This is a genomic window from Bradyrhizobium prioriisuperbiae, from assembly GCF_032397745.1.
In the GTDB taxonomy this organism is placed as follows: Bacteria; Pseudomonadota; Alphaproteobacteria; order Rhizobiales; family Xanthobacteraceae; genus Bradyrhizobium_A; species Bradyrhizobium_A prioriisuperbiae.
Genome location: NZ_CP135921.1, coordinates 5,445,292 through 5,464,035 on the forward strand (window position 1 = coordinate 5,445,292; position 18,744 = coordinate 5,464,035).

Annotated in this window: 19 protein-coding genes and 1 riboswitch; of the genes, 13 read left to right on the forward strand and 6 right to left on the reverse strand. The window is 64.4% G+C overall.

What is annotated here, in order from left to right:
* The first annotated feature begins 64 nt into the window (after window positions 1–64).
* The 6 genes from fliR to RS897_RS25675 all read left to right on the forward strand — a co-directional run bounded on the left by fliR (window position 65) and on the right by RS897_RS25675 (window position 7,705).
* Window positions 65–829, forward strand: a complete 765-nt coding sequence (gene fliR / locus RS897_RS25650; RefSeq protein WP_315831518.1) for a flagellar biosynthetic protein FliR — start codon at window positions 65–67, stop codon at window positions 827–829.
* Between the two features lie 30 nt (window positions 830–859).
* On the forward strand, window positions 860–1,927 hold the full coding sequence (flhB, locus tag RS897_RS25655; protein WP_315831519.1) for a flagellar biosynthesis protein FlhB: 1,068 nt from the start codon (window positions 860–862) through the stop codon (window positions 1,925–1,927).
* A 136-nt stretch (window positions 1,928–2,063) separates the two neighbouring features.
* On the forward strand, window positions 2,064–2,840 hold the full coding sequence (locus RS897_RS25660; protein WP_315831520.1) for an HpcH/HpaI aldolase/citrate lyase family protein: 777 nt from the start codon (window positions 2,064–2,066) through the stop codon (window positions 2,838–2,840).
* Between the two features lie 276 nt (window positions 2,841–3,116).
* Window positions 3,117–5,678, forward strand: coding sequence for a cell cycle histidine kinase CckA (gene cckA, locus RS897_RS25665; RefSeq protein WP_315838744.1), 2,562 nt, complete (start codon window positions 3,117–3,119; stop codon window positions 5,676–5,678).
* A 158-nt stretch (window positions 5,679–5,836) separates the two neighbouring features.
* On the forward strand, window positions 5,837–6,823 hold the full coding sequence (locus RS897_RS25670) for a Tim44 domain-containing protein (protein ID WP_315831521.1): 987 nt from the start codon (window positions 5,837–5,839) through the stop codon (window positions 6,821–6,823).
* Window positions 6,824–7,024: 201 nt separating this feature from the next.
* Window positions 7,025–7,705, forward strand: coding sequence for a lectin (locus RS897_RS25675; protein WP_315831522.1), 681 nt, complete (start codon window positions 7,025–7,027; stop codon window positions 7,703–7,705).
* A 57-nt stretch (window positions 7,706–7,762) separates the two neighbouring features.
* Here RS897_RS25675 and RS897_RS25680 read toward each other — a convergent pair whose 3' ends face one another.
* Window positions 7,763–8,122 (reverse strand): GFA family protein, encoded by a 360-nt coding sequence (locus RS897_RS25680; protein WP_315838745.1) that lies wholly within the window; start codon window positions 8,120–8,122, stop codon window positions 7,763–7,765.
* A 160-nt stretch (window positions 8,123–8,282) separates the two neighbouring features.
* Between RS897_RS25680 and RS897_RS25685 the strand changes: the two genes are divergently transcribed.
* From RS897_RS25685 to RS897_RS25695, 3 genes are all read left to right on the forward strand, one after another.
* A complete protein-coding gene (locus RS897_RS25685) occupies window positions 8,283–8,609 on the forward strand; it encodes an ArsR/SmtB family transcription factor (protein ID WP_315831523.1) in 327 nt (108 codons plus the stop codon).
* A complete protein-coding gene (locus tag RS897_RS25690) occupies window positions 8,606–9,061 on the forward strand; it encodes an SRPBCC family protein (protein ID WP_315831524.1) in 456 nt (151 codons plus the stop codon). The genes RS897_RS25685 and RS897_RS25690 overlap by 4 nt, the downstream gene beginning before the upstream one ends.
* Window positions 9,062–9,405: 344 nt before the next feature.
* Entirely contained in the window at window positions 9,406–9,600 is a 195-nt protein-coding gene (locus tag RS897_RS25695; protein WP_315831525.1) for a hypothetical protein, read from the forward strand.
* Between the two features lie 9 nt (window positions 9,601–9,609).
* Here RS897_RS25695 and RS897_RS25700 read toward each other — a convergent pair whose 3' ends face one another.
* Window positions 9,610–9,846: a hypothetical protein gene (locus RS897_RS25700; protein WP_315831526.1), complete on the reverse strand. Its 237-nt coding sequence runs from the start codon at window positions 9,844–9,846 to the stop codon at window positions 9,610–9,612.
* Window positions 9,847–10,415: 569 nt separating this feature from the next.
* Here RS897_RS25700 and RS897_RS25705 point away from each other — a divergent pair.
* The 3 genes from RS897_RS25705 to RS897_RS25715 all read left to right on the forward strand — a co-directional run bounded on the left by RS897_RS25705 (window position 10,416) and on the right by RS897_RS25715 (window position 13,680).
* Entirely contained in the window at window positions 10,416–10,616 is a 201-nt protein-coding gene (locus RS897_RS25705) for a hypothetical protein (protein WP_315831527.1), read from the forward strand.
* A gap of 394 nt (window positions 10,617–11,010) precedes the next feature.
* On the forward strand, window positions 11,011–11,718 hold the full coding sequence (locus RS897_RS25710; RefSeq protein WP_315831528.1) for a glutathione S-transferase: 708 nt from the start codon (window positions 11,011–11,013) through the stop codon (window positions 11,716–11,718).
* A 165-nt stretch (window positions 11,719–11,883) separates the two neighbouring features.
* Window positions 11,884–13,680 carry an IS1634 family transposase gene (locus RS897_RS25715; RefSeq protein ID WP_315831529.1) on the forward strand — a complete coding sequence of 599 codons (1,797 nt, stop codon included), beginning with the start codon at window positions 11,884–11,886 and terminating at the stop codon, window positions 13,678–13,680.
* 229 nt (window positions 13,681–13,909) lie between these two features.
* Here RS897_RS25715 and RS897_RS25720 read toward each other — a convergent pair whose 3' ends face one another.
* Both RS897_RS25720 and RS897_RS25725 read right to left on the reverse strand, forming a co-directional pair.
* Entirely contained in the window at window positions 13,910–14,065 is a 156-nt protein-coding gene (locus RS897_RS25720; protein ID WP_315831530.1) for a hypothetical protein, read from the reverse strand.
* 13 nt (window positions 14,066–14,078) lie between these two features.
* Window positions 14,079–15,479: an amidase family protein gene (locus tag RS897_RS25725; RefSeq protein ID WP_315831531.1), complete on the reverse strand. Its 1,401-nt coding sequence runs from the start codon at window positions 15,477–15,479 to the stop codon at window positions 14,079–14,081.
* Between the two features lie 160 nt (window positions 15,480–15,639).
* Window positions 15,640–15,719, forward strand: a riboswitch (ZMP/ZTP riboswitch).
* A 30-nt stretch (window positions 15,720–15,749) separates the two neighbouring features.
* Between RS897_RS25725 and RS897_RS25730 the strand changes: the two genes are divergently transcribed.
* A complete protein-coding gene (locus RS897_RS25730) occupies window positions 15,750–16,613 on the forward strand; it encodes a bifunctional 5,10-methylenetetrahydrofolate dehydrogenase/5,10-methenyltetrahydrofolate cyclohydrolase (protein ID WP_407654567.1) in 864 nt (287 codons plus the stop codon).
* Window positions 16,614–16,616: 3 nt separating this feature from the next.
* Here the strand turns inward: RS897_RS25730 and RS897_RS25735 are convergent, their stop codons facing one another.
* Both RS897_RS25735 and RS897_RS25740 read right to left on the reverse strand, forming a co-directional pair.
* Window positions 16,617–17,582 carry a Bug family tripartite tricarboxylate transporter substrate binding protein gene (locus RS897_RS25735; protein WP_315831533.1) on the reverse strand — a complete coding sequence of 322 codons (966 nt, stop codon included), beginning with the start codon at window positions 17,580–17,582 and terminating at the stop codon, window positions 16,617–16,619.
* A 311-nt stretch (window positions 17,583–17,893) separates the two neighbouring features.
* Entirely contained in the window at window positions 17,894–18,634 is a 741-nt protein-coding gene (locus RS897_RS25740; RefSeq protein ID WP_315831534.1) for an SDR family oxidoreductase, read from the reverse strand.
* Window positions 18,635–18,744 lie beyond the last annotated feature (110 nt).

Genomic DNA, 18,744 nt, shown 5'->3' on the forward strand with positions numbered 1-18,744 from the left:
GGCGAACTTCGGATTCGGGACACGGGCCGCATGATGGCGGCCCTCACCACGCTGCGGGCCGCTGATGCGCATCGACATTTCACTGTTGCCGGCCCTGGCCGCCGCCTTTGTGCTGGCGTTCGCCCGCATCGGCGCAATGGTGATGCTGATGCCGGGCTTCGGCGAGACCAACATCCCGACGCGAATCAAGCTCGGCATCGCGCTGATGCTGACACTGATCATCCTGCCGCTGCATCGCTCCGCCTATCACATCGACATGACGTCACTGACGCCCCTCATGGTGCTGATGGTGCAGGAAATCATCATCGGCGTGGTGCTCGGGGCCACCGCGCGGGTGACGCTTGCGGCGCTCTCGGTCGCGGGCTCGGTGATCGCGCAGCAGCTCGGGCTGGGTTTCGTGACCTCGGTCGATCCCACCCAGGGCGCGCAGGGCGCGCTGATCGGCAATTTCCTCACCATTCTCGGCCTGACGCTGCTGTTCGCCACCGACATGCACCATCTGGTGATCGCGGCCTTGAACGACAGTTACCGGATCTTTGTGCCGGGCGAGATCATGCCCAGTGGGGATGTCGCGGCTTTGGCGACCCAGGCCTTCACCGCGGCCTTCAAGATCGGCGTCCAGCTGTCGTCGCCGTTCATCGTGTTCGGCCTGGTCTTCAATGTCGGCCTCGGCCTGCTGGCGCGCATGATGCCGCAGATGCAGGTCTATTTTGTCGGCGTGCCGCTGTCGATCCTTGCGGGTTTTCTGGTTCTCGTCGCCGTGATCGCCACCATGATGGGAACGTTCCTGGATTATTTCGGTGGAGTGATGCATCAGCTCTCGCCGTAACGGTATTGCGAAAGGCCGGAGGCTTAACCGATGGCCGATGAAGATACCTCAGAGAAGACACAGGACCCCACCCAAAAACGTCTCGACGACGCTCATGAGCGTGGCGACGTCGTCAAGAGCCAGGAGGTCAACACCTGGTTCGTGATCGCCGGCGCGGCGCTGGTGATCTCGTCGTTTTCGGGCAGCGTCGGCGCTGGCATCGAACTGCCGATGCGCAATCTCTTGGCGAACGCGCATCTGATCCGCACCGATGGTCCGGGGCTGCTGGCGCTGGCCAAGAATATCGAACTGGTGCTGTTCGCAGCCCTCGGTGTTCCCCTGCTGCTGCTGTTGATCGCGGCGCTCGCCGGCAACCTGGTGCAGCACCGGCTGGTGTGGTCGTCCGAGCCGCTGATCCCCAAATTCAGCAAGATCTCGCCGCTGGCGGGCGCCAAGCGGCTGTTTGGCGCGCAAGCGGCGGCGAACTTCCTGAAGGGCCTGGTCAAGCTGGTCGCGCTTGCCGCCGTCATGACCGCGATCCTGTGGCCGGAACGGCACCGTGTCGACGCCATGGTGCGGCTCGATCCGTCCATGATCATGCCCGCGACCAAGACGCTGTCGATGCAGCTGATTGGCGCCGTGGTGGCGTTGCTCGCCGCGGTCGCGGCGGCGGATTATTTCTTCCAGTACCGGCAGTGGTTCGAGCGGCAGAAGATGTCGCTGCAGGAGGTCAAGGAAGAGTACAAGCAGTCGGAAGGCGACCCGCACATCAAGGGGCGGATCCGGCAGCTACGCCAGATGCGCATGAAGAAGCGCATGATGGCGGCGGTGCCGACCGCCTCGGTGGTCATCACCAACCCGACCCACTTCGCGGTCGCCCTGAAATACGAGCCGGGCATGTCGGCGCCGATCTGCGTCGCCAAGGGCGCCGATGCAATCGCGTTCAGGATCAGGGAAGTCGCCAACAAGAACGACATTCCGATTGTCGAGAACCCGCCGCTGGCCCGTGCACTGCACGCCACTGTCGATGTCGACGACGAGATTCCGGTCGAGCATTATCACGCGGTCGCCGAAGTCATCGGCTTCGTCATGCGCCTGCGCCGCCGCGGCGCGCGGTGAGGCGCAGCTGGCCGCCGTCGCAGGTCGGGCGCTGAACGATTTTACGTGGCCGCTCCGGACCGCTAAGGGTGATACCCTGCACGCCGATTTCGGGCCACGGGGGGCCGTGGTGGTGCAGTTCACATGAGAGTTGTTCATGAATCTCGCTAAAAACCCTTTCAAGGCCGCGCTCGCCGCCAAGCAGGTGCAGATCGGCCTGTGGTGCAGCCTGTGCAGCAACATCGGCGCCGAGATCATTGCCGACAGCGGCTTTGACTGGATCCTGGTCGATACCGAGCATGCGCCGAACGAACTGCCGTCGGTGATGGCGCAATTGCAGGCCATGACCCGCGGCACCGCTATGCCGGTGATCCGGCCGGCCTGGAATGATCCGATCCTGATCAAGCGCCTGCTCGACATCGGCGCGCAGTCCCTGCTTGTTCCGTTCGTGCAGGACGAAACGGAAGCCGCTCAAGCGGTGGCTTCCTGCCGGTATCCGCCCGCAGGCATTCGCGGCATCACCACCGGCAGCCGCGCCGCCCGGTTCGGCCGCGTCAGCAACTATCTGAAGGAGGCGGACAACGAGATCTGCGTGCTGGTTCAGGTCGAAACACTCAGCGCCATCGACCGGCTGGACGCGATCGCGGCCACCGACGGTGTCGACGGCGTGTTCATCGGGCCCTCGGATCTCAGCGCCTCGATGGGGCATATCGGCAATCCGCAGCATCCCGACGTGCAGCGGGTGATCGAGCAAGCTGTGAAGCGCATCACGGCTGCCGGCAAGGCCGCCGGCATCCTGACCCCGGTGGAGGCCGACGCGCGCCGTTATATCGAATGGGGCTATCATTTCGTGGCCGTGGGCTCGGACATCGGGCTCCTCGCCAAGACCGCCGATGCGCTGGCCGCCAAGGCCAAATCGTGGATTTCCGGTTGAACCACCACCTACGATAAGCTCGCAGGGCGCGCCGGACGCGCCCTGCGATAGCTGTCGCTCCGCTCCCGGCTTGACGCTCCCTGACGCCGCCGGCCCCGTAAACCGGGGAAACCGGCGTGTTCCATCAGCAACATCGGTATCTGCTTCTGTGTGCGGACAGCGCGTCCGTGCATGATTCGCTTGCGCTCTAACCTGCGATTCAGGCACTCAGGGCGGGGCGAAGCCGCCCGGACGTATGATGACGACGTGACGATGAAGGCAGCCCACGCCGACCCGATGGCCATCGAATTGAGCAGAGATCCGCATCCTCCGGAACCGGATCAGGTCGAGACCCCGCGGCGCAGCGGCAGCATCCTTCTCGTGCTGGTGGTGGCGGCCGGCATCGTGGCGTCGGCGGTCGCCTTCATGGCGCTCGGGCGCGCCCAGGCGCAGCCTTATATCCTCGGCCTGCTGGCGGTTCTCGCCATGGTCGGCCTGTTCACACTGTTTGCCTTCGCCGCCGGGATCATCCGGTTTGCCGACCGCGGCACTGAAGATCCGGTGATGCGGCATATCGCCGACCAGGCGTTCGACGGGCTCGCAGTGACCGATGGCCGCGGCCACATGGTCTACGCCAACCAGGCCTATTTGACGCTGACCGGCGCGGTCGGAGCCGACGATGCGCGGCCGGTGGAGCGGGTGTTCATCGGCAATCCCGACGTCTCGGAAGCGGTGTTCCGCCTGCTCAAGGCCGCACGCGAGGGCAAGCGCCAGCAGGAGGAGGTCCGTGTCGCGGGCACCGGTGGCGGGAACGGGCGCTGGCTGCGGCTGTGCGTGCGCCCGCTCGGCAGCGCCAAACGCGAGTCCCGGTTTACGGTGTGGTCGCTCGCCGACATCACCCGCGACCGCGAGCGGCAGGAGGACGTGTTCCAGGAACTGCAGCACGCCATCGAGTATCTCGATCACGCGCCCTGTGGATTCTTCTCGGCCAATCCGGCCGGCGAGATTGTCTATATCAACGCCACGCTGGCCAACTGGCTCGATCAGGACCTTGCCGAGATCGGCTCCGGCGGCTTGCGGCTGGCGGACATCGTCTCCGGCGACGGCGCCGCGCTGCTGACCTCGATCACGGCCGACCCCGGCGACGTCAAGACCGAAAGCTTCGACGTCGACCTGCGGATGCGCAACGGCAAGACGGTGCCGGTGAGGCTCTATCACAAGCTGGCGTTTGGCGCTGACGGCGTTCCCGGTGCGTCGCGCACCCTCGTCATCAACCGGGCGCGCGATGAAGGTGCCGATCCGCAGCGCACCGCCGAGGTGCGCTTCATGCGCTTCTTCGACCACACGCCGATGGCGATCGCGACCGTCGATCGGGCCGGCGCGGTGGTGCGCGCCAACGCGCGCTTCGCCAAGCTGGCGCAGAGCCTGCCGTCCGCTGGTGGCGCCAACAAGTCGATCCTGGCCGTGGTCAGCGAACGCGATCGCGGCGCACTGACGTCGGCCATTGCGAAAGCGGCCGAAGGGCATGGCGACATCTCGCCGGTCGAGGCGATGCTGGATGGTCCGGCCGAGCGCTGGGGCCAGTTTTTCGTCACCGTGGTCGAGGCCGAGGAGCGCGATTCCGAGGCCGCCATCGTCTACATGCTGGAGACCACCGAGAAGCGCACGCTGGAAAATCGCGTGACCCAGCAGCAGAAGATGGAGATGGTCGGCCAGCTCGCGGGCGGCATCGCCCACGACTTCAACAACGTGCTGTCCGCCATCATGATGGCGAACGACTTCCTGCTGAACGCGCACAAGCCGACCGATCCGTCGTTCCAGGACATCATGCAGATCAAGCAGAACGCCACCCGCGCCGCGACACTGGTGCGGCAGTTGCTGGCGTTCTCGCGCCGGCAGACGCTGCGGCCGCAGGTGCTGGCGCTGGGCGATGCGATGTCCGATCTCACCATGCTGCTGCGCCGGCTGATCGGCGAAAAGGTCAAGCTCGACCTCGTGCATGGCCGCGATCTCTGGCCGGTCAAGGTCGACGTGTCGCAGTTCGAGCAGGTGATCGTCAATCTGGCCGTCAATGCCCGCGACGCCATGCCGGATGGCGGCAAGCTGACGATCCGCACCGGCAATGTCAGCGCGGCCGACGCCTCGAAGCTGCCTTACAAGGGCATGCCGGCGGCTGATTACGTCACCATCGATGTCACCGATACCGGCACCGGCATTCCCGCTGAGATCGTGGACAAGATCTTCGAGCCGTTCTTCTCGACCAAGGAGGTCGGCAAGGGCACCGGTCTTGGCCTGTCGACGGTGTACGGCATCGTCAAGCAGACCGGCGGCTTCGTCTATGTCGACTCGCAGGCCGGGCAGGGCACGTCGTTCCGGATTTTCCTGCCGCGCCATCACCCCGAGCTTGAGGCCGTGCCGGAGCCGGCTGCGGTGGCAGTGGCAGGCAACGGCCAGGAGCAGGCGGCAAAGCCGCGCACCGATCTCACCGGCCAGGGCACCATTCTGCTGGTCGAGGACGAGGACGGGTTGCGCTCGCTCAACGCACGCGGCCTGCGCTCGCGCGGCTATACGGTGCTGGAAGCCTCGAACGGCATCGAGGCGCTGGACACCCTGGTCGAGAACGACGGCGCGGTCGATCTCGTGGTGTCGGACGTGGTGATGCCGGAAATGGATGGCCCGACGCTCTTGAAGGCGATGCGCGGCCGCAATCCCGATCTCAAGATCATCTTCGTCTCGGGTTACGCGGAGGATGCGTTCGCGCGCAGCCTGCCGGAGAATCAGCAGTTCGCTTTCCTGCCGAAACCGTTCACGCTGAGCCAGCTGGTGGCCCAGGTGAAGGAAACCATGACCGCGTCCTGACGTCGCACAAGCCCGGCTCAAGCCTTGTTTTAATTGGGGAAACTTCTGCCGGCCGCGACTGAGGGCCGCAGCCTTGCGGTTCCGCCTGCGCTTCCTTTTTGGCCGCCATCCCCCATGTTAAGGACGCTTTCCCCGTGCCGGGGATTGAGGGATTAACGATGAGATTTTCGCAGCGCATGCGCGCCTCCATCAAAGCTCTCGCCATCGTGTTGTCGGTGGCCATGCCCGTCGCGCTGATCGTGTCGGCCGCCGATGCTCGCGTCGGCGGTGGCTCCAGCTCCGGATCGCGCGGATCGCGGACCTTCTCCGCGCCGCCGAGCACGTCGACTGCGCCGAATGCGGCGCGGCCGTTCGAACGTAGCGCCACCCAGCCGTCGAACCCGGGTCTCGGTGCGCCGGCTGCTGCCGGCGCCGCCAGCCGCGGCGGCTTCTTCAATCGTCCGGGCCTGCTTGGTGGCCTTGCCGCCGGCTTCCTCGGTGCCGGCCTGTTCGGCATGTTGTTCGGTGGCAGCCTGTTCGGCGGCCTCGGCGGTTTGTCGTCGATCATCGGCCTGATCCTGCAGATCGGCCTGGTGGTGATCGTGGCGCGCCTGGCCTGGTCGTGGTGGCAGCGGCGCAATGCGTCGCAGAACGCTTACGCCGGTGGCCCGGCGGGTGGTCCTGCGCATTATGAGGCGGCACCGCAGCCGCAGCAGCCGGACCAGATCAAGGGCTTCGGCTTCGGTCTCGGCTCGGGCAGCGCACCGCCCAAGATCGGCCCCGATGATTACGAGGCGTTTGAACGCCTGCTCAGCGATATCCAGGCGGCCTGGACCAAGCAGGACGTCACCGCGCTGCGCCGTCTGACGACCGATGAGATGGCATCATACTTCACTGACGATCTCGCCGAGAACGCCAGGAAGAACGTGGTCAACGAGGTGACGAACGTCAAATTGCTGCAGGGCGACCTGGCGGAGGCCTGGCGTGACGGCGATACCGAATACGCCAGCGTCGCGATGCGCTTCTCGCTGATCGACAAGACCACCGACAAGGCCACCGGCCGCGTGGTCGACAACAGCGACCAGCCGATCGAGGTGACCGAGGTCTGGACCTTCCTGCGCGACCGCGGTGCGGGATGGATCCTCTCCGCGATCCAGCAGGTCTGAGACCTTTGATTGCAAATTGAAATCAAAAGCGCCGCATTCGTGCGGCGCTTTTTTTTGTATAGTGCGACGGTCGCCGCGGGGCCGCCGGAATAAACCACGCGATCATGTGTTGATCATCATTGCGCTGAAACGGGCCTGATCCGGGCCTGGATATTTATCAAGACAGACCATTCAAAAACAGATCATCATGGGAGGACTTCAATGTCGATAACGACCCATCTCGCGAAACTGTCGCTCGGTGCCGTTGCGGCGGTGCTTGCCTTGTCGGCCGCACCATCGCAGGCGCAGCAGGCCGGCATGACGTTCTTCGTCACCAGCGCGGGCATCGGCAACGGTGGCAATCTCGGCGGCCTCGCCGGCGCCGACAATCACTGCCAGACGCTGGCGCAGGCGGCTGGCGCGGGCGCAAAAACCTGGCGCGCGTATCTCTCGACCCAGGCGGCCGACGGCAAGCCGGCGATCAACGCGCGCGACCGCATCGGCAAGGGTCCCTGGCAGAACGCCAAGGGCGCCGTGGTGGCCAAGGACGCCGCCGATCTGCATGGCCCCAACGCACTGACCAAGCAGAGCGCGCTGAGCGAGAAGGGCGATGTCATCAACGGCCGCGGCGACACGCCGAACCGTCATGACGTGCTCACCGGCTCGCAGCCGGACGGCACCGCGTTCACGGTGACCGAGGACAAGACCTGCAAGAACTGGACAAGCAGCACCCAGGGCAACGCCGTTGTCGGCCATTCCGACCGGACCGGCCTCGACGACTCCGCGCCGGCGAAATCCTGGAACAGTTCGCATCCCTCGCGCGGCCCTGATGGCGGCTGCTCGCAAGCTGACCTGAAGAGCACCGGAGGCGACGGCCTGTTCTACTGCTTCGCGTCGAACTGAGGCGATCCAGTCCAGCGATCAAAGCCGCGGCACCCAGCCGCGGCTTTTTTTACCGGATCACAGGCTGCGCCCGTCGAACGGCGTCATTTTCACGGTCGCCAGATCGATATGATCGATGGTCGCGATGTTGAGCGCGACAATCGCGGTGCCGTCCGGTTTCGCGCCGCGTGCGAACACTTCCACGCCACAGTCGGCGCAGGATTGATGCCGGATCGCGTGCTTGTTGAACAGATATTCCTTCAGCGACTCGGCGCCGGCACGAAGCTGAAAGCTCTCGGGCGGCATGAAGGTAAAGTGCAGGCCCTTCTTGGTGCAGATCGAGCAGTTGCACGCCGTGACCATGGCAAGGTCGGTGGTGCATTCGAAGCGCACCATGCCGCAGTGACAGCCGCCGGTGTAGGTTCGGGAGTCCGTCATGCGGGTGTCCTCGCTGCGTTGTTCGCTCATCCCAGGCTCTTTGCAGGCGAGGATGACGCGCTTTCACGGCGATCTTGCGGCGATCCGGGCAGGCCGCAGCTGCGGATCGTTCGGGCGGGGCCGCGTTGACAATCTATAAGCAAATACTTATAGATTTTTCATGTCGGCGGCCGCACTCACCGTAGCCTTGAAGACGCTGGCCGATCCCACGCGGCGGGCGGTGTTCGAGCGCATCGCGCGCAAGGGCGAGGTGACAGCGGGCGCGCTGACCAAGGCGGCCAGAGTGTCGCAGCCGGCGGTGTCGCAGCATCTGCGGGCGCTGCACGATGCGGGCCTAGTGATGGAGCGGCGGGACGGCCGCAATGTGCATTACCGCATCGACGCAAAGGGCCTCGCGCCAATGATCGACTGGCTCGGCCACTATGCGGTGTTCTGGCGCGAGCGGTTCGACAATCTCGAGAAGCTGCTGGAGGAGACTGGTCCGTGACGCAGCAAAGCAGTGAGACACAAGCCATCAGCGTCGAAAAGGTGCTGCCGTATGCGCCGGACAGAGTCTGGCGCACCCTGACTGACAGCGCGATGCTTGCCCGTTGGCTGATGCCGAACGATTTTGTCGCCGAGGTCGGTCATCGCTTCACTTTCAAGACCCGGCCGATGGGCGGCTGGGACGGGGTGGTGCATTGCGAAGTCCTGGTCTGCGATCCGCCGCGCTTGCTGCGCTACAGCTGGAAGGGCGGCTCGGACGACAATCCCAAATACGGCTCGCGGCTGGACAGCGTCGTGACTTGGACATTGACTGCGAGGGACGGAGGCACGCTGCTGCGGATGGAACATGCCGGCTTCCGCCTGCCGGGGAACCGGTTTGCCTTCGACGCGATGAAGCCGGGATGGGAACGCGTCCTTGACAGCATCGCGCAGGTGACCGCCGAGGCCGACTGATCCCCGGGTGATGCAGACACGGATAACGCGCGCCCCAGAGCGGCACGCGTTATCCGGCTGCGACCATTTTCGGCTGACGCAAACGCAACAAACGCACGCTACAGAATACATGAACGGCTCGTCGAGCGCGGGGCAGCGTGAGCCGATTGTTTGAACGGGGTGCGACGCGGCCCTGACCGTTCGGTGACAGTCCACATGTGGTTGCCCCGCTGTCCTTATGCGGCGCTTACAAAGCAGGTTCGGCGTTCCCATCGAATTCCTATGCCGGTTCGCTCATATCTCGGGGATCAGACAGGTTGTTCCGCGGAGATGGTTTCCGCAGGATCCTCCAGGGAATAACGATCATGGCTTCGGTTGTTTCAGCAGATTCAACGCCGCGTGCCTTCGGCCGCAAGAGCGGCCGCTCGCTGCCCGTCGCCGTCAGGCTGGCATTTGTCCGTGCCTATCGGGCACTGACCGAAGCCAGGATGCGGCGGATCCGGATGGAACTCAGGCTGCACGGCGTGCACGACGACCGTGATCCGGATCGAAAGGCCTGATCGCGCGCGTCAGCAGCCGCGGCAGATGCTCTTGATCCTGGTGTTGAGTAGTCTGTCGGCGTCGTCGGCGGCCTCGTTGAGACGCGCGTTGGTCCCGGTGCGTCGGCTCCGGGCGGACCGCGTACGGTGGTCCGGCGTACTGTCCAGACGCGCGCTCTTGTGAGCGTGGACGCCGCGCGCGCCATGCCGGCTGCGTGCCTCGGCATCCGGCGAAAGCACAGAGATCAGCAGCAGGGCTGACAGCATCAGTCCGGTCGTGCGTACTGGCGACATTGGAGGAGCTCATTGGCAAAGCGCTTTGGGCGCGATTGAGCCGCATCAAATAGGCCGAGCGCGGCAAAACTGCGGCGCGACTCTCAGTCGGCCAAGCGGGAATCCAGGCGGCAATCCAAGCGGCAATCGATGTCCGGATGCGGAGTCCGGATGCGGACGAAAGAAATCCCCAGATGTCGGTTGGACATTTCGGCGCCGCAATCTCTGCCATGCGACGTTCGGACGCCGCAGTGCAATCGACCATGCCAAAATCCATAAAATTGGTTCACTTCAAGTCGCAGAGAACAACCGATCGCTTCAAACGTGCCGGAATACTTTGGCCGTGCCGGAAATTCGTCTCTCGATCGGGCGCTATGCGACATCGTTTCACCGCAAAACAAGTCTGCAGTGCTGACCATGCACTGCGTCACATCGCATGCTTGACGCAATGATTGCTGCGGCTATCGTTCGTGCGGGTCGTCATTGTCGTGTCGTCGCTATGGGGTAGCGTCCGTCGCAACATGACCTGTTCTCGAGAACAGGCAGATCAAGGGAGAAGCATTATGGCTGCGGCTGAATTCAATTGCTCCCCGACCCAGAATCCCTGCGCCCAGTGCGGCCATCCAATTCCCCGCCCGACATGGTCGGAGCGCGGGCGCGATCGGATCTCGTTCGTATGGACGTGCGATTCCTGCGACTATCAGTTCACCACCATCGCCATCTTCAAGATGCCGACGCAGGGCGATCACAAGATCGCGGCCTGAACCTCAGAAGCCGTAGATCGATATCCCGATCGCAAACGCCAGCAGCGAGCCGGCGGCAACAACCGTCGGCAGGCAGACCAGCACGGTTGCGGCGGCCAGGCTTCTGTTCACCACCCCGCCCTTGCAGATGTAGGATGGGTTGAGCTCTTGCGAAACCCATCATCTTGCCGTTAGTCGCCGTCGCTGTTGTCGCTATCTCGGCAACGGGGGACGCGATGGGTATCGCTGCGCTCAACCCATCCTACGGCACTCCTGCCGCGGGTGTCGAAGCCGTGCAGCACCACCGACGGCACAACTTGTCACATACCATCCTGGCACCGCACAATGCCGACTCAAGGGCTGGTGGAAATCGCTGGCCGCGCCAGGCCTCGAGTCCACCACAAGGATCTCCCGCATGCGTTATGAACTGCATTACTGGCCGATGATCCAGGGCCGCGGCGAATACGTTCGCCTGGCGCTGGAAGAGGCCGGCGCTGACTATGTCGACGTTGCGCGTGGTAGCCGCGGCATGGCGGCAATGGATCGGTTGATGGAGGGGAAGGGCACGAAAACGCCGCCGTTCGCACCGCCGTTTCTGGTCGCCGGCAAGCAGGTGATCGGCCAGACCGCCAACATCCTGCTTTATCTCGGTGCGCGGCATGGGCTGGCGCCGAAGGCGGAGCCGGGGCGGCTGTGGGTGCATCAGCTCCAGCTCACCATCGCCGATTTTGTGGGGGAGATCCACGATACCCATCATCCGCTCGGACCGTCGCTGTATTACGAGGACCAGGTGCCGGAAGCGAAAAAGCGATCGGTGGATTTTCGCAAAGCGCGCGCGCCGAAATATCTCGATTACTTCGAGGGTCTGGTGAAGCAGAACGGTCCCTATCTCACCGGCCGCCGGCTGACCTACGCCGACCTCTCGCTGTTCCAGATCGTCGAAGGGCTGCGTTATGCCTTTCCCAAGGCGATGAAAAAGATCGAGAAGGATATCCCGCGCATCGTCGAACTGCACGATCGGGTTGCGGAAAGGCCGAACATCCGTGCGTATCTCGCGAGCGAGCGCCGGATTCCGTTCAACGAGGAGGGAATCTTCCGCTGCTATCCGGCGCTGGATGGGTAGCCCGAGTTCGCGGATTCGCGCTGGAAAATCGCGATTTTGCGATTTTTTGGCGAGCTAAGTCTTTGATCTGCAAAGGGTGAGGTGTCCGGAATCGGCCGAAAACGGCTGTAGTGAAGACCTACCGGATTCCCAATGACGTGACGGTGCGGATAGATTCGCAGCGCCATGTTCCTGCGACGCACCGAGCGAAAGAAGAACGGCAAGACGCACAGCTACTGGAACGTTGTCGAGAACAAGCGTCTCGATAACGGGCGAGTGGTGCAGCGGCATGTGCTGTATCTCGGTGAGATCAATTCCTCGCAGGCAGCGGCGTGGCGCAAGGCGATCGACGTGCTCGACGAAGACGCCGGACATGCGCGAACGTTGTCGCTGTTTCCGGAAGATCGATGCGAGGCGATCGCGGGCGATGCGTCGATCGTCCAGCTACGCCTGTCCGAGATGCAGCTTCGACGTCCGCGGCAATGGGGCGCCTGCTGGCTGGCCGGACAGTTGTGGCAGGAGCTTCAGCTCGATTGGTTCTGGGCAGAGCGGCTGCCGCCAAGCCGCAAGAAGACGAGGTGGGACCAGATCCTGCAGGTGCTGGCAACCTACCGGCTGATCGCGCCGGGCAGCGAGTGGCGGCTGCATCGGCAATGGTTCGGTCAGAGCGCAATGGCCGATCTTCTGGGAGCAGACTTCGGCCTCGCGGAAGAGCACAAACTCTATGCCTGCCACGATCTGCTGCTCGCGCATAAGGAGGCGCTATTCTCGCATCTGGTCGGGCGTTGGCGCGATTTGTTCAATGCCGACTTCGACGTGCTGCTGTACGATCTGACCAGCAGCTACTTCGAGGTCAACGCATCGGACTTGCCGGAAGGCAGCAAGCGCCGCCACGGCTACAGCCGCGACAAGCGGCCGGATTGCCCGCAAGTGGTAATCGCGCTGGTGGTGACGCCCGATGGCTTGCCGTTGGCTTACGAGGTGCTGCCCGGCAACACCGCTGACAACAAGACACTGCGGATGTTCCTTGCCAAGATCGAGCAGCAATACGGCAAGGCGCGCCGGGTCTGGGTGATGGATCGTGGCGTGCCGACCGAGGCCGTGCTGGCCGAAATGCGCCACAGCGATCCGCCAGTGCAATATCTGGTCGGTACGCCGAAGGGACGCCTGAACCGGCTGGAGAAGCATCTGCTGGACAAGCCCTGGCAGGACGCGCGGGAGGGCGTGCAGGTCAAATTGTTGTCCGAGGACGGTGAGCTCTACGTCTTCGCTCAAAGCGCCGATCGGATCAGTAAGGAACGCGCGATGCGCCGGCGGCAGCTGAAGTGGTTGTGGAAACGGCTCAGGCAAATCGATGCGATGGAGATCACGCGCGAAGAATTGCTGATGAAGCTTGGCGGCGCGCGATCCAAAGCGCCGGCGGCCTGGCGTCTGGTCGATATCGAGATCGACAAGCAGCGCCCGAGCTTCAGCTTCGCACTCAATCGAAACAGATTGAGAAAGACCCGACGTCGCGAAGGCCGTTATCTGCTGCGCACCAACCTCGCCGACAATGACCCCGCCCAGCTCTGGCAATACTACGTCCAACTCGTTGCCGTCGAAGAAGCGTTCCGCAATCTCAAGGGCGACCTGGCGATTCGTCCGGTGTTCCATCAAGACGAGGTCCGGATCGAGGCCCACATCTTCATCGCCTTCCTGGCCTACTGCATGCAGGTCACGCTGACGCGCCGGCTTCATGCCCTCGCATCGGGCTTGACCGCACGTCGCGCGCTCGAAAAGTTCGCCGCCATCCAGATGATCGACGTCCATCTGCCGACCACAGATGGGCGCGAGATCCTGCTCACCCGCTACACCCATCCCGAACCGGAACTGCAGCTCCTGATTGATCGGCTGAAGCTCCGGCTGCCACCGCAACCGCCGCCCAGGATCACCACAGCCGCCGTCAACCAAGCCAGCCGCTGTAGTGAAGACCTTTCGAGCTAAGCCATTGATCTGGCTGATGTCGACCCTTCAAAAACCCGCCAATCCGCGAAGACGGGGTAGCGCGTAACGATACGAAGTTATCCGTCACCCTGAGGTGGCCGTGCGTAGCGCGGCCCTCGAAGGGCGACGGCCGGGGCCGTTGATCCTTCGAGGCTCGCCCTGCGGTGCAAGCGCACCGCAGGGGTCGCACCTCAGGATGACGGAGAAATGTTTGAGAGAAAGCCTTACCTCACTTCACCGGATCGATCGGCGAGGGCGGGGTGCCGCCGGCTTCGATGGCTTCGCCGGCCGCGAGGCAGAGATCTTCGCGGAAGCGGCTGGAGGCGATCTGCACGCCGACCGGCGTGCGGCCGACCAGCGGTTTCCCGGATGTTGCTTCGCTCATCCGGGCTACTTGTTTACGCTGTCACCGGATCGATCGGCGAGGGCGGCGTGCCGCCGGCTTCGATCGCTTCGCCGGCCGCGAGGCAGAGATCTTCGCGGAAGCGGCTGGAGGCGATCTGCACGCCGACCGGCGTGCGGCCGACCAGGCCCGTCGAGACCACGAGGCCGGGCAGCCCCAGAAAAGGCAGGCCGATCTGCGGCATCTGCGCATGCCAGATCTCGGCGAAGCTCTTTTCATCCCGCATGTCCTGCTGGTTGGCGAAGGGCAGTTCGCCCGACACCGGCATCACCAGCACCGCATATTTCTCGAAGAACGCCAGCCACTCGCGCACCAGAGTCGCGCGCCGGGTCAAGAGGGTCGAGAATTTGGCGAGGTCGAACGCCTTGGCCCGCTCGCGATGATTGCGCAGCACATTGATGGCGGCGGGATCGCCTTCCCTTTCGGCAGCGGCCACCTGCGCGTCGTAATTGTCGGCGAGCCAGAGCAGGGTCTGATAATCGGACGGCTCCGCCAGCGGCGGCGTGGCGACCTCCTCAATCACCCAGCCGGCGCGCTCCAGCCGCTTTGCGGCATCGAGCACCGCGGCCTTGATGTCGGGTGCGACCTTGAGGCCGTCGGGCGCAACGCAGACCGCGGCGCGTTTGGCGGCCTTCGGCCCTTCGAGCGGCGCCGGCACCCACCAGGGATCGCGGGGATCGCGCGCCGACATGACTGCTAGCGCAAGACGCAGATCACCGATGCTGCGCGCCAGCGGGCCGGAGACCGCGCCCATCTGCGGGCCGATCGGGCGCTCCGGCGATGACGGATTCCAGGCGGGGATGCGCCCGAGCGTCGGCCGCAGGCCGTGCACGCCGCAGGCGTACGCCGGGTAACGAACAGAGCCCGCGATATCGGTGCCATGGGCGATATGCCCGATGCCGGCGGCAACCGCGGCGCCTGCCCCGCCGGAGGAGCCGCCCGGCGTCAGCGCGGGATCGCGCGGGTTCTTGGTCTCGCCATGCAACTGGTTGGAGGTGAACCAGCGGTACGAGAACGCCGGGGTGTTGGTGCGGCCGACAATGACGGCGCCTGCCTTCAGCAGGTTGTCCACCACGGGGTTATTGGACGTCGCGATCAGGTCGCGCTGCAGCCTCAAGCCATTGGTGGTGGCGAAGCCGGCCTGGTCGACATTGACCTTGATCGTGATCGGCACGCCGGCGAGCGGGCCCACCTCGTTGCCGCGCTTGATGGCCGCATCGATGAAATCGGCGCGGGCCAGCACATCATCGGGCCGGTGGTCGACCACGGCGTTGATGGCGGGATTGACCGCATCCAGGCGCTTGAGCGCCGCGGTGGCCGCGTCGCGCGCAGACGCCTTGCCCGCACGGATCAGGGCCGCCAGATCCGTTGCCGTCAATTGCCAGAGTTCAGTCATGCGCCGTCCTTGTCAGGGTTCGATGTGCAGGGTCGATGTGAGCGTCTGATGGGGATTATCACGAGGACGGCGGGGTGGGGCAAGGCGATCGAAATGCGGGGCGAGGCTGCGCCTGGAGTATGCTGGCCATTGCCTTTGCCGGGCCAAGCCGCTATCAGGCGGGCCTCTGCGCAACTGGCGCTTTGATGGACCACCATCGGGGAACGCAGGGACGATCTGCCGCGCGCCTGGGCACCACTCTCAACAGGAGGTGCCATGACTGCGACAATCATGACTGCGGCCATCATTGACGGACATCACCACGCTCAAACCCTGCTCGACGCCGTTGCGGTTGAGCTCGTTCAGCTCCCGCGCGCGCCCGGTCTGGCCGTCGTGCTGGTCGGCGACGATCCGGCCAGTCACATCTATGTCCGTGGCAAGGTCGCGATGGCTTCGAGGCTGGGCCTGCGCGGCGAAGCCGAGATCCTGCCTGACAGCGTCACCGAAGCCGAGCTGCTTGCGGTCATTGCGACCCTGAATGCACGGGACGACATCGACGGCATCCTGGTGCAGCTGCCGCTGCCCGCGCACATCACCACCCTGCGTATCATGGCCGCGATCGATCCGGCCAAGGATGTCGACGGTCTGCATGCCCTCAATGCCGGCCGCCTGCTGCATGGCGCGGATTCGCTGGTGCCCTGCACACCGCTGGGCTGCCTCAAGCTGATCAAATCGGTCGTGCCGGATCTCACCGGTCGCCACGCGGTGGTGATCGGCAGCTCCAATATCGTGGGCAAGCCGATGGCCGCGCTGCTGCTGGACGAACGGGCGACCGTGACCCAAACCCATGTCCACACCCGCGACATCCAGTTCATCTGCCGCGGCGCGGATATCCTGGTCAGTGCGGTCGGCAAGCCGGGCCTGGTGCGCGGCGACTGGATCAAGCCCCGCGCCATCGTCATCGATGTCGGCACCACGCGCGTGGCGCGGCCGGACGGCGGCTACGATACGCGTGGTGACGTCGCGTTTGAGGAGGCGGTGCAGGTGGCCGGCGCCATCACGCCGGTGCCGCGCGGCGTCGGTCCGATGACCATTGCCTGCCTGATGGAGAACACGGTGAAGGCGGCGAAGGCCCGGTTGCGCCGCGCCTTGTAGCAGTCATTCCATCTTCGCGCCGGAGAGTTTCACCGCGTCTTCGGCCTTCGCCGCTTCGCTGGCGAGAAACGCCTGCATCTGCTCCGGCGACGATCCCACGAGATCGACGCCGAGCGAGGCCAGTCGTTCTTTGACCGCGGGACGCTTCAGTGCATCGGCGAACGCCGCGCTCCATTTGGCAACGATCTCGGGCGAGGTCCCCTTGCGCACCAACGCGCCGAACCAGGATTTCGAGGTGAAGCCGGTGACGCCGAGTTCATTGAGGGTCGGCAGATCCGGCATCGACGGGATGCGGCTTTCGTTGGCTACGGCGATCGGGCGCAGCGTGCCGCCCTTGAGCTGTTCGGACACGTTTTGCAGGTCGCCGAGCATCGCCTGCACATGGCCGGCGACGAGATCGTTCATCGCGGGCGCGCTGCCTTTATAAGGCACGTGCACGAGCTCGATGCCGAGCTTGCGCTTCAATACTTCGAAGCCGAGATGGTTCGACGATCCCGAGCCGAACGAGGCGAATGCGGCCTTGCCGTCCTGCGCCTTCGCCCAGGCAATGAATTCAGGCAACGTTTTGGCCGGCACCGAAGGATGCACCACCAGGATGTGCGGGCTGACCGCGAACAGCGTCACGCCGGTGAAGTCGCGCTCCCACACATAGGGCTTCGTCGGCATCAGCAGCGGTGACACCAGGAAGCTGTTGGAGGTGGCGAGCAGGGTGTAGCCGTCGGCCGGCGCAGTGGCCACCGCCTGCGCCGCGATGGTGGTGCCGCCGCCGGGCTTGTTCTCGATCACGATCGCCGCTTTCCACTCGCTGGCGATGATGTCGGCCAGCGTCCGGGTGATCAGGTCGGTACCGCCACCGGCGGCGAACGGCACGACAATGCGCACCGGACGTGATGGATAATCGTCGGCACGGGCGGGACCGGCGAGGGCGAGCAGGGCGGCAAGGCTGAGGGCGAAATGGCGGAAGGACACGCGGATCTCTCTATCATGAGGGACTGCGCGATCATGTCCAAAGCTGTCACCAGTTGCAAACGCAGGTTCCGCAGAGGTAACCGTATCGCATGACGGATCATCCCCACTGTGTCATCGCCGGGCCTTGATAACATGGGCGCTGGGAATTGAAGCGTTTCGCCACTCTCTGTGTCATCGCCCGGTCAAGGGCCGGGCGATGACACAGAATAATGTTGGCGCGCCTCGGCACACCGAAAATCTGGGCGCCTATGCGTTCAAGCCGGGCGGCAACCCGCGAACCAGAGTTTGTCCCGCAAAGCTAGCTTCACCCCTCAATACCGGTTCACCGGCAACACCATGATTTCGGCGATCTGTACATGCGGCGGCTGCTCCAGGGCGAACACGATGACACGGGCGACATCCTCGGGCTCCAGCGCCATCTTGAATTGATCGAAATAGGCCTTCTCCTTCTCGCGGTCGCCGCGATAGCGGGTGACGATGATGCCGGTGCGGGTGAGGCCCGGCAGGATCTCGGTGACGCGCACGGCGCTCTCGGCGAGCTCGCCGCGCAGGGTTTCGGTGAACATGCGCACGCCGGCCTTGCTGGCGGAGTAGGCGGCCATGTCGGGCACGATCCGCACCGCATTGATCGAGCTGATATTGACGATGTGGCCGGTATTGCGCGCAACCATCGCGGGCACCACGGCACGGGTGACGCGCATGGTTCCGATCAAATTGGTGCGGATGATATCGGTCCAGTCGTCGGGCGAGCCCTCGTCGAAACGCGTGCGGCCGCCGATGTCATGCCCGGCATTGTTGATCAGCACGTCGATCGGTGAAAATGCCGCAAGCAGATTGTCCGCGATGCGGTCGACGGCGGCGTGATCGGTAATGTCGATCAGGATCGGATGCGCCATCGCGCCGAGCTCGGCAGCGAACTCATTGAGTGAATCCGCGTTCCGGTCGGCCAGCACCACGCGCCGGCCGGTCGCCACCACAGCGCGGGCGATGGCCCGGCCCAATCCACCGCCGGCTCCGGTCAGAAGAACGGTTCCACTTTTCGTGTCAGTCATTATGATCCTCCCTTGCGCGCTCTTGACCGGCGGCTGGCTTATGCGTGCGAAACCTGCCAGACGCCGGGACCTGTGTCCGCAGTCGCGCGTGTGCTAGCTGTTATGACGAA

Coding starts and splice junctions, on each gene's coding strand:
- RS897_RS25740 (WP_315831534.1), bottom strand. CDS start 18,634: ATGACTGACACGAAAAGTGGAACCGTTCTTCTGACCGGAGCCGGCGGT.
- RS897_RS25720 (WP_315831530.1), bottom strand. CDS start 14,065: ATGAGCGAAGCAACATCCGGGAAACCGCTGGTCGGCCGCACGCCGGTC.
- fliR (WP_315831518.1), top strand. CDS start 65: ATGCGCATCGACATTTCACTGTTGCCGGCCCTGGCCGCCGCCTTTGTG.
- RS897_RS25675 (WP_315831522.1), top strand. CDS start 7,025: ATGTCGATAACGACCCATCTCGCGAAACTGTCGCTCGGTGCCGTTGCG.
- RS897_RS25660 (WP_315831520.1), top strand. CDS start 2,064: ATGAATCTCGCTAAAAACCCTTTCAAGGCCGCGCTCGCCGCCAAGCAG.
- RS897_RS25700 (WP_315831526.1), bottom strand. CDS start 9,846: ATGCTGTCAGCCCTGCTGCTGATCTCTGTGCTTTCGCCGGATGCCGAG.
- RS897_RS25715 (WP_315831529.1), top strand. CDS start 11,884: ATGTTCCTGCGACGCACCGAGCGAAAGAAGAACGGCAAGACGCACAGC.
- cckA (WP_315838744.1), top strand. CDS start 3,117: ATGGCCATCGAATTGAGCAGAGATCCGCATCCTCCGGAACCGGATCAG.
- RS897_RS25685 (WP_315831523.1), top strand. CDS start 8,283: ATGTCGGCGGCCGCACTCACCGTAGCCTTGAAGACGCTGGCCGATCCC.
- RS897_RS25695 (WP_315831525.1), top strand. CDS start 9,406: ATGGCTTCGGTTGTTTCAGCAGATTCAACGCCGCGTGCCTTCGGCCGC.
- RS897_RS25710 (WP_315831528.1), top strand. CDS start 11,011: ATGCGTTATGAACTGCATTACTGGCCGATGATCCAGGGCCGCGGCGAA.
- RS897_RS25705 (WP_315831527.1), top strand. CDS start 10,416: ATGGCTGCGGCTGAATTCAATTGCTCCCCGACCCAGAATCCCTGCGCC.
- flhB (WP_315831519.1), top strand. CDS start 860: ATGGCCGATGAAGATACCTCAGAGAAGACACAGGACCCCACCCAAAAA.
- RS897_RS25730 (WP_407654567.1), top strand. CDS start 15,750: ATGACTGCGGCCATCATTGACGGACATCACCACGCTCAAACCCTGCTC.
- RS897_RS25670 (WP_315831521.1), top strand. CDS start 5,837: ATGAGATTTTCGCAGCGCATGCGCGCCTCCATCAAAGCTCTCGCCATC.
- RS897_RS25725 (WP_315831531.1), bottom strand. CDS start 15,479: ATGACTGAACTCTGGCAATTGACGGCAACGGATCTGGCGGCCCTGATC.
- RS897_RS25680 (WP_315838745.1), bottom strand. CDS start 8,122: ATGACGGACTCCCGAACCTACACCGGCGGCTGTCACTGCGGCATGGTG.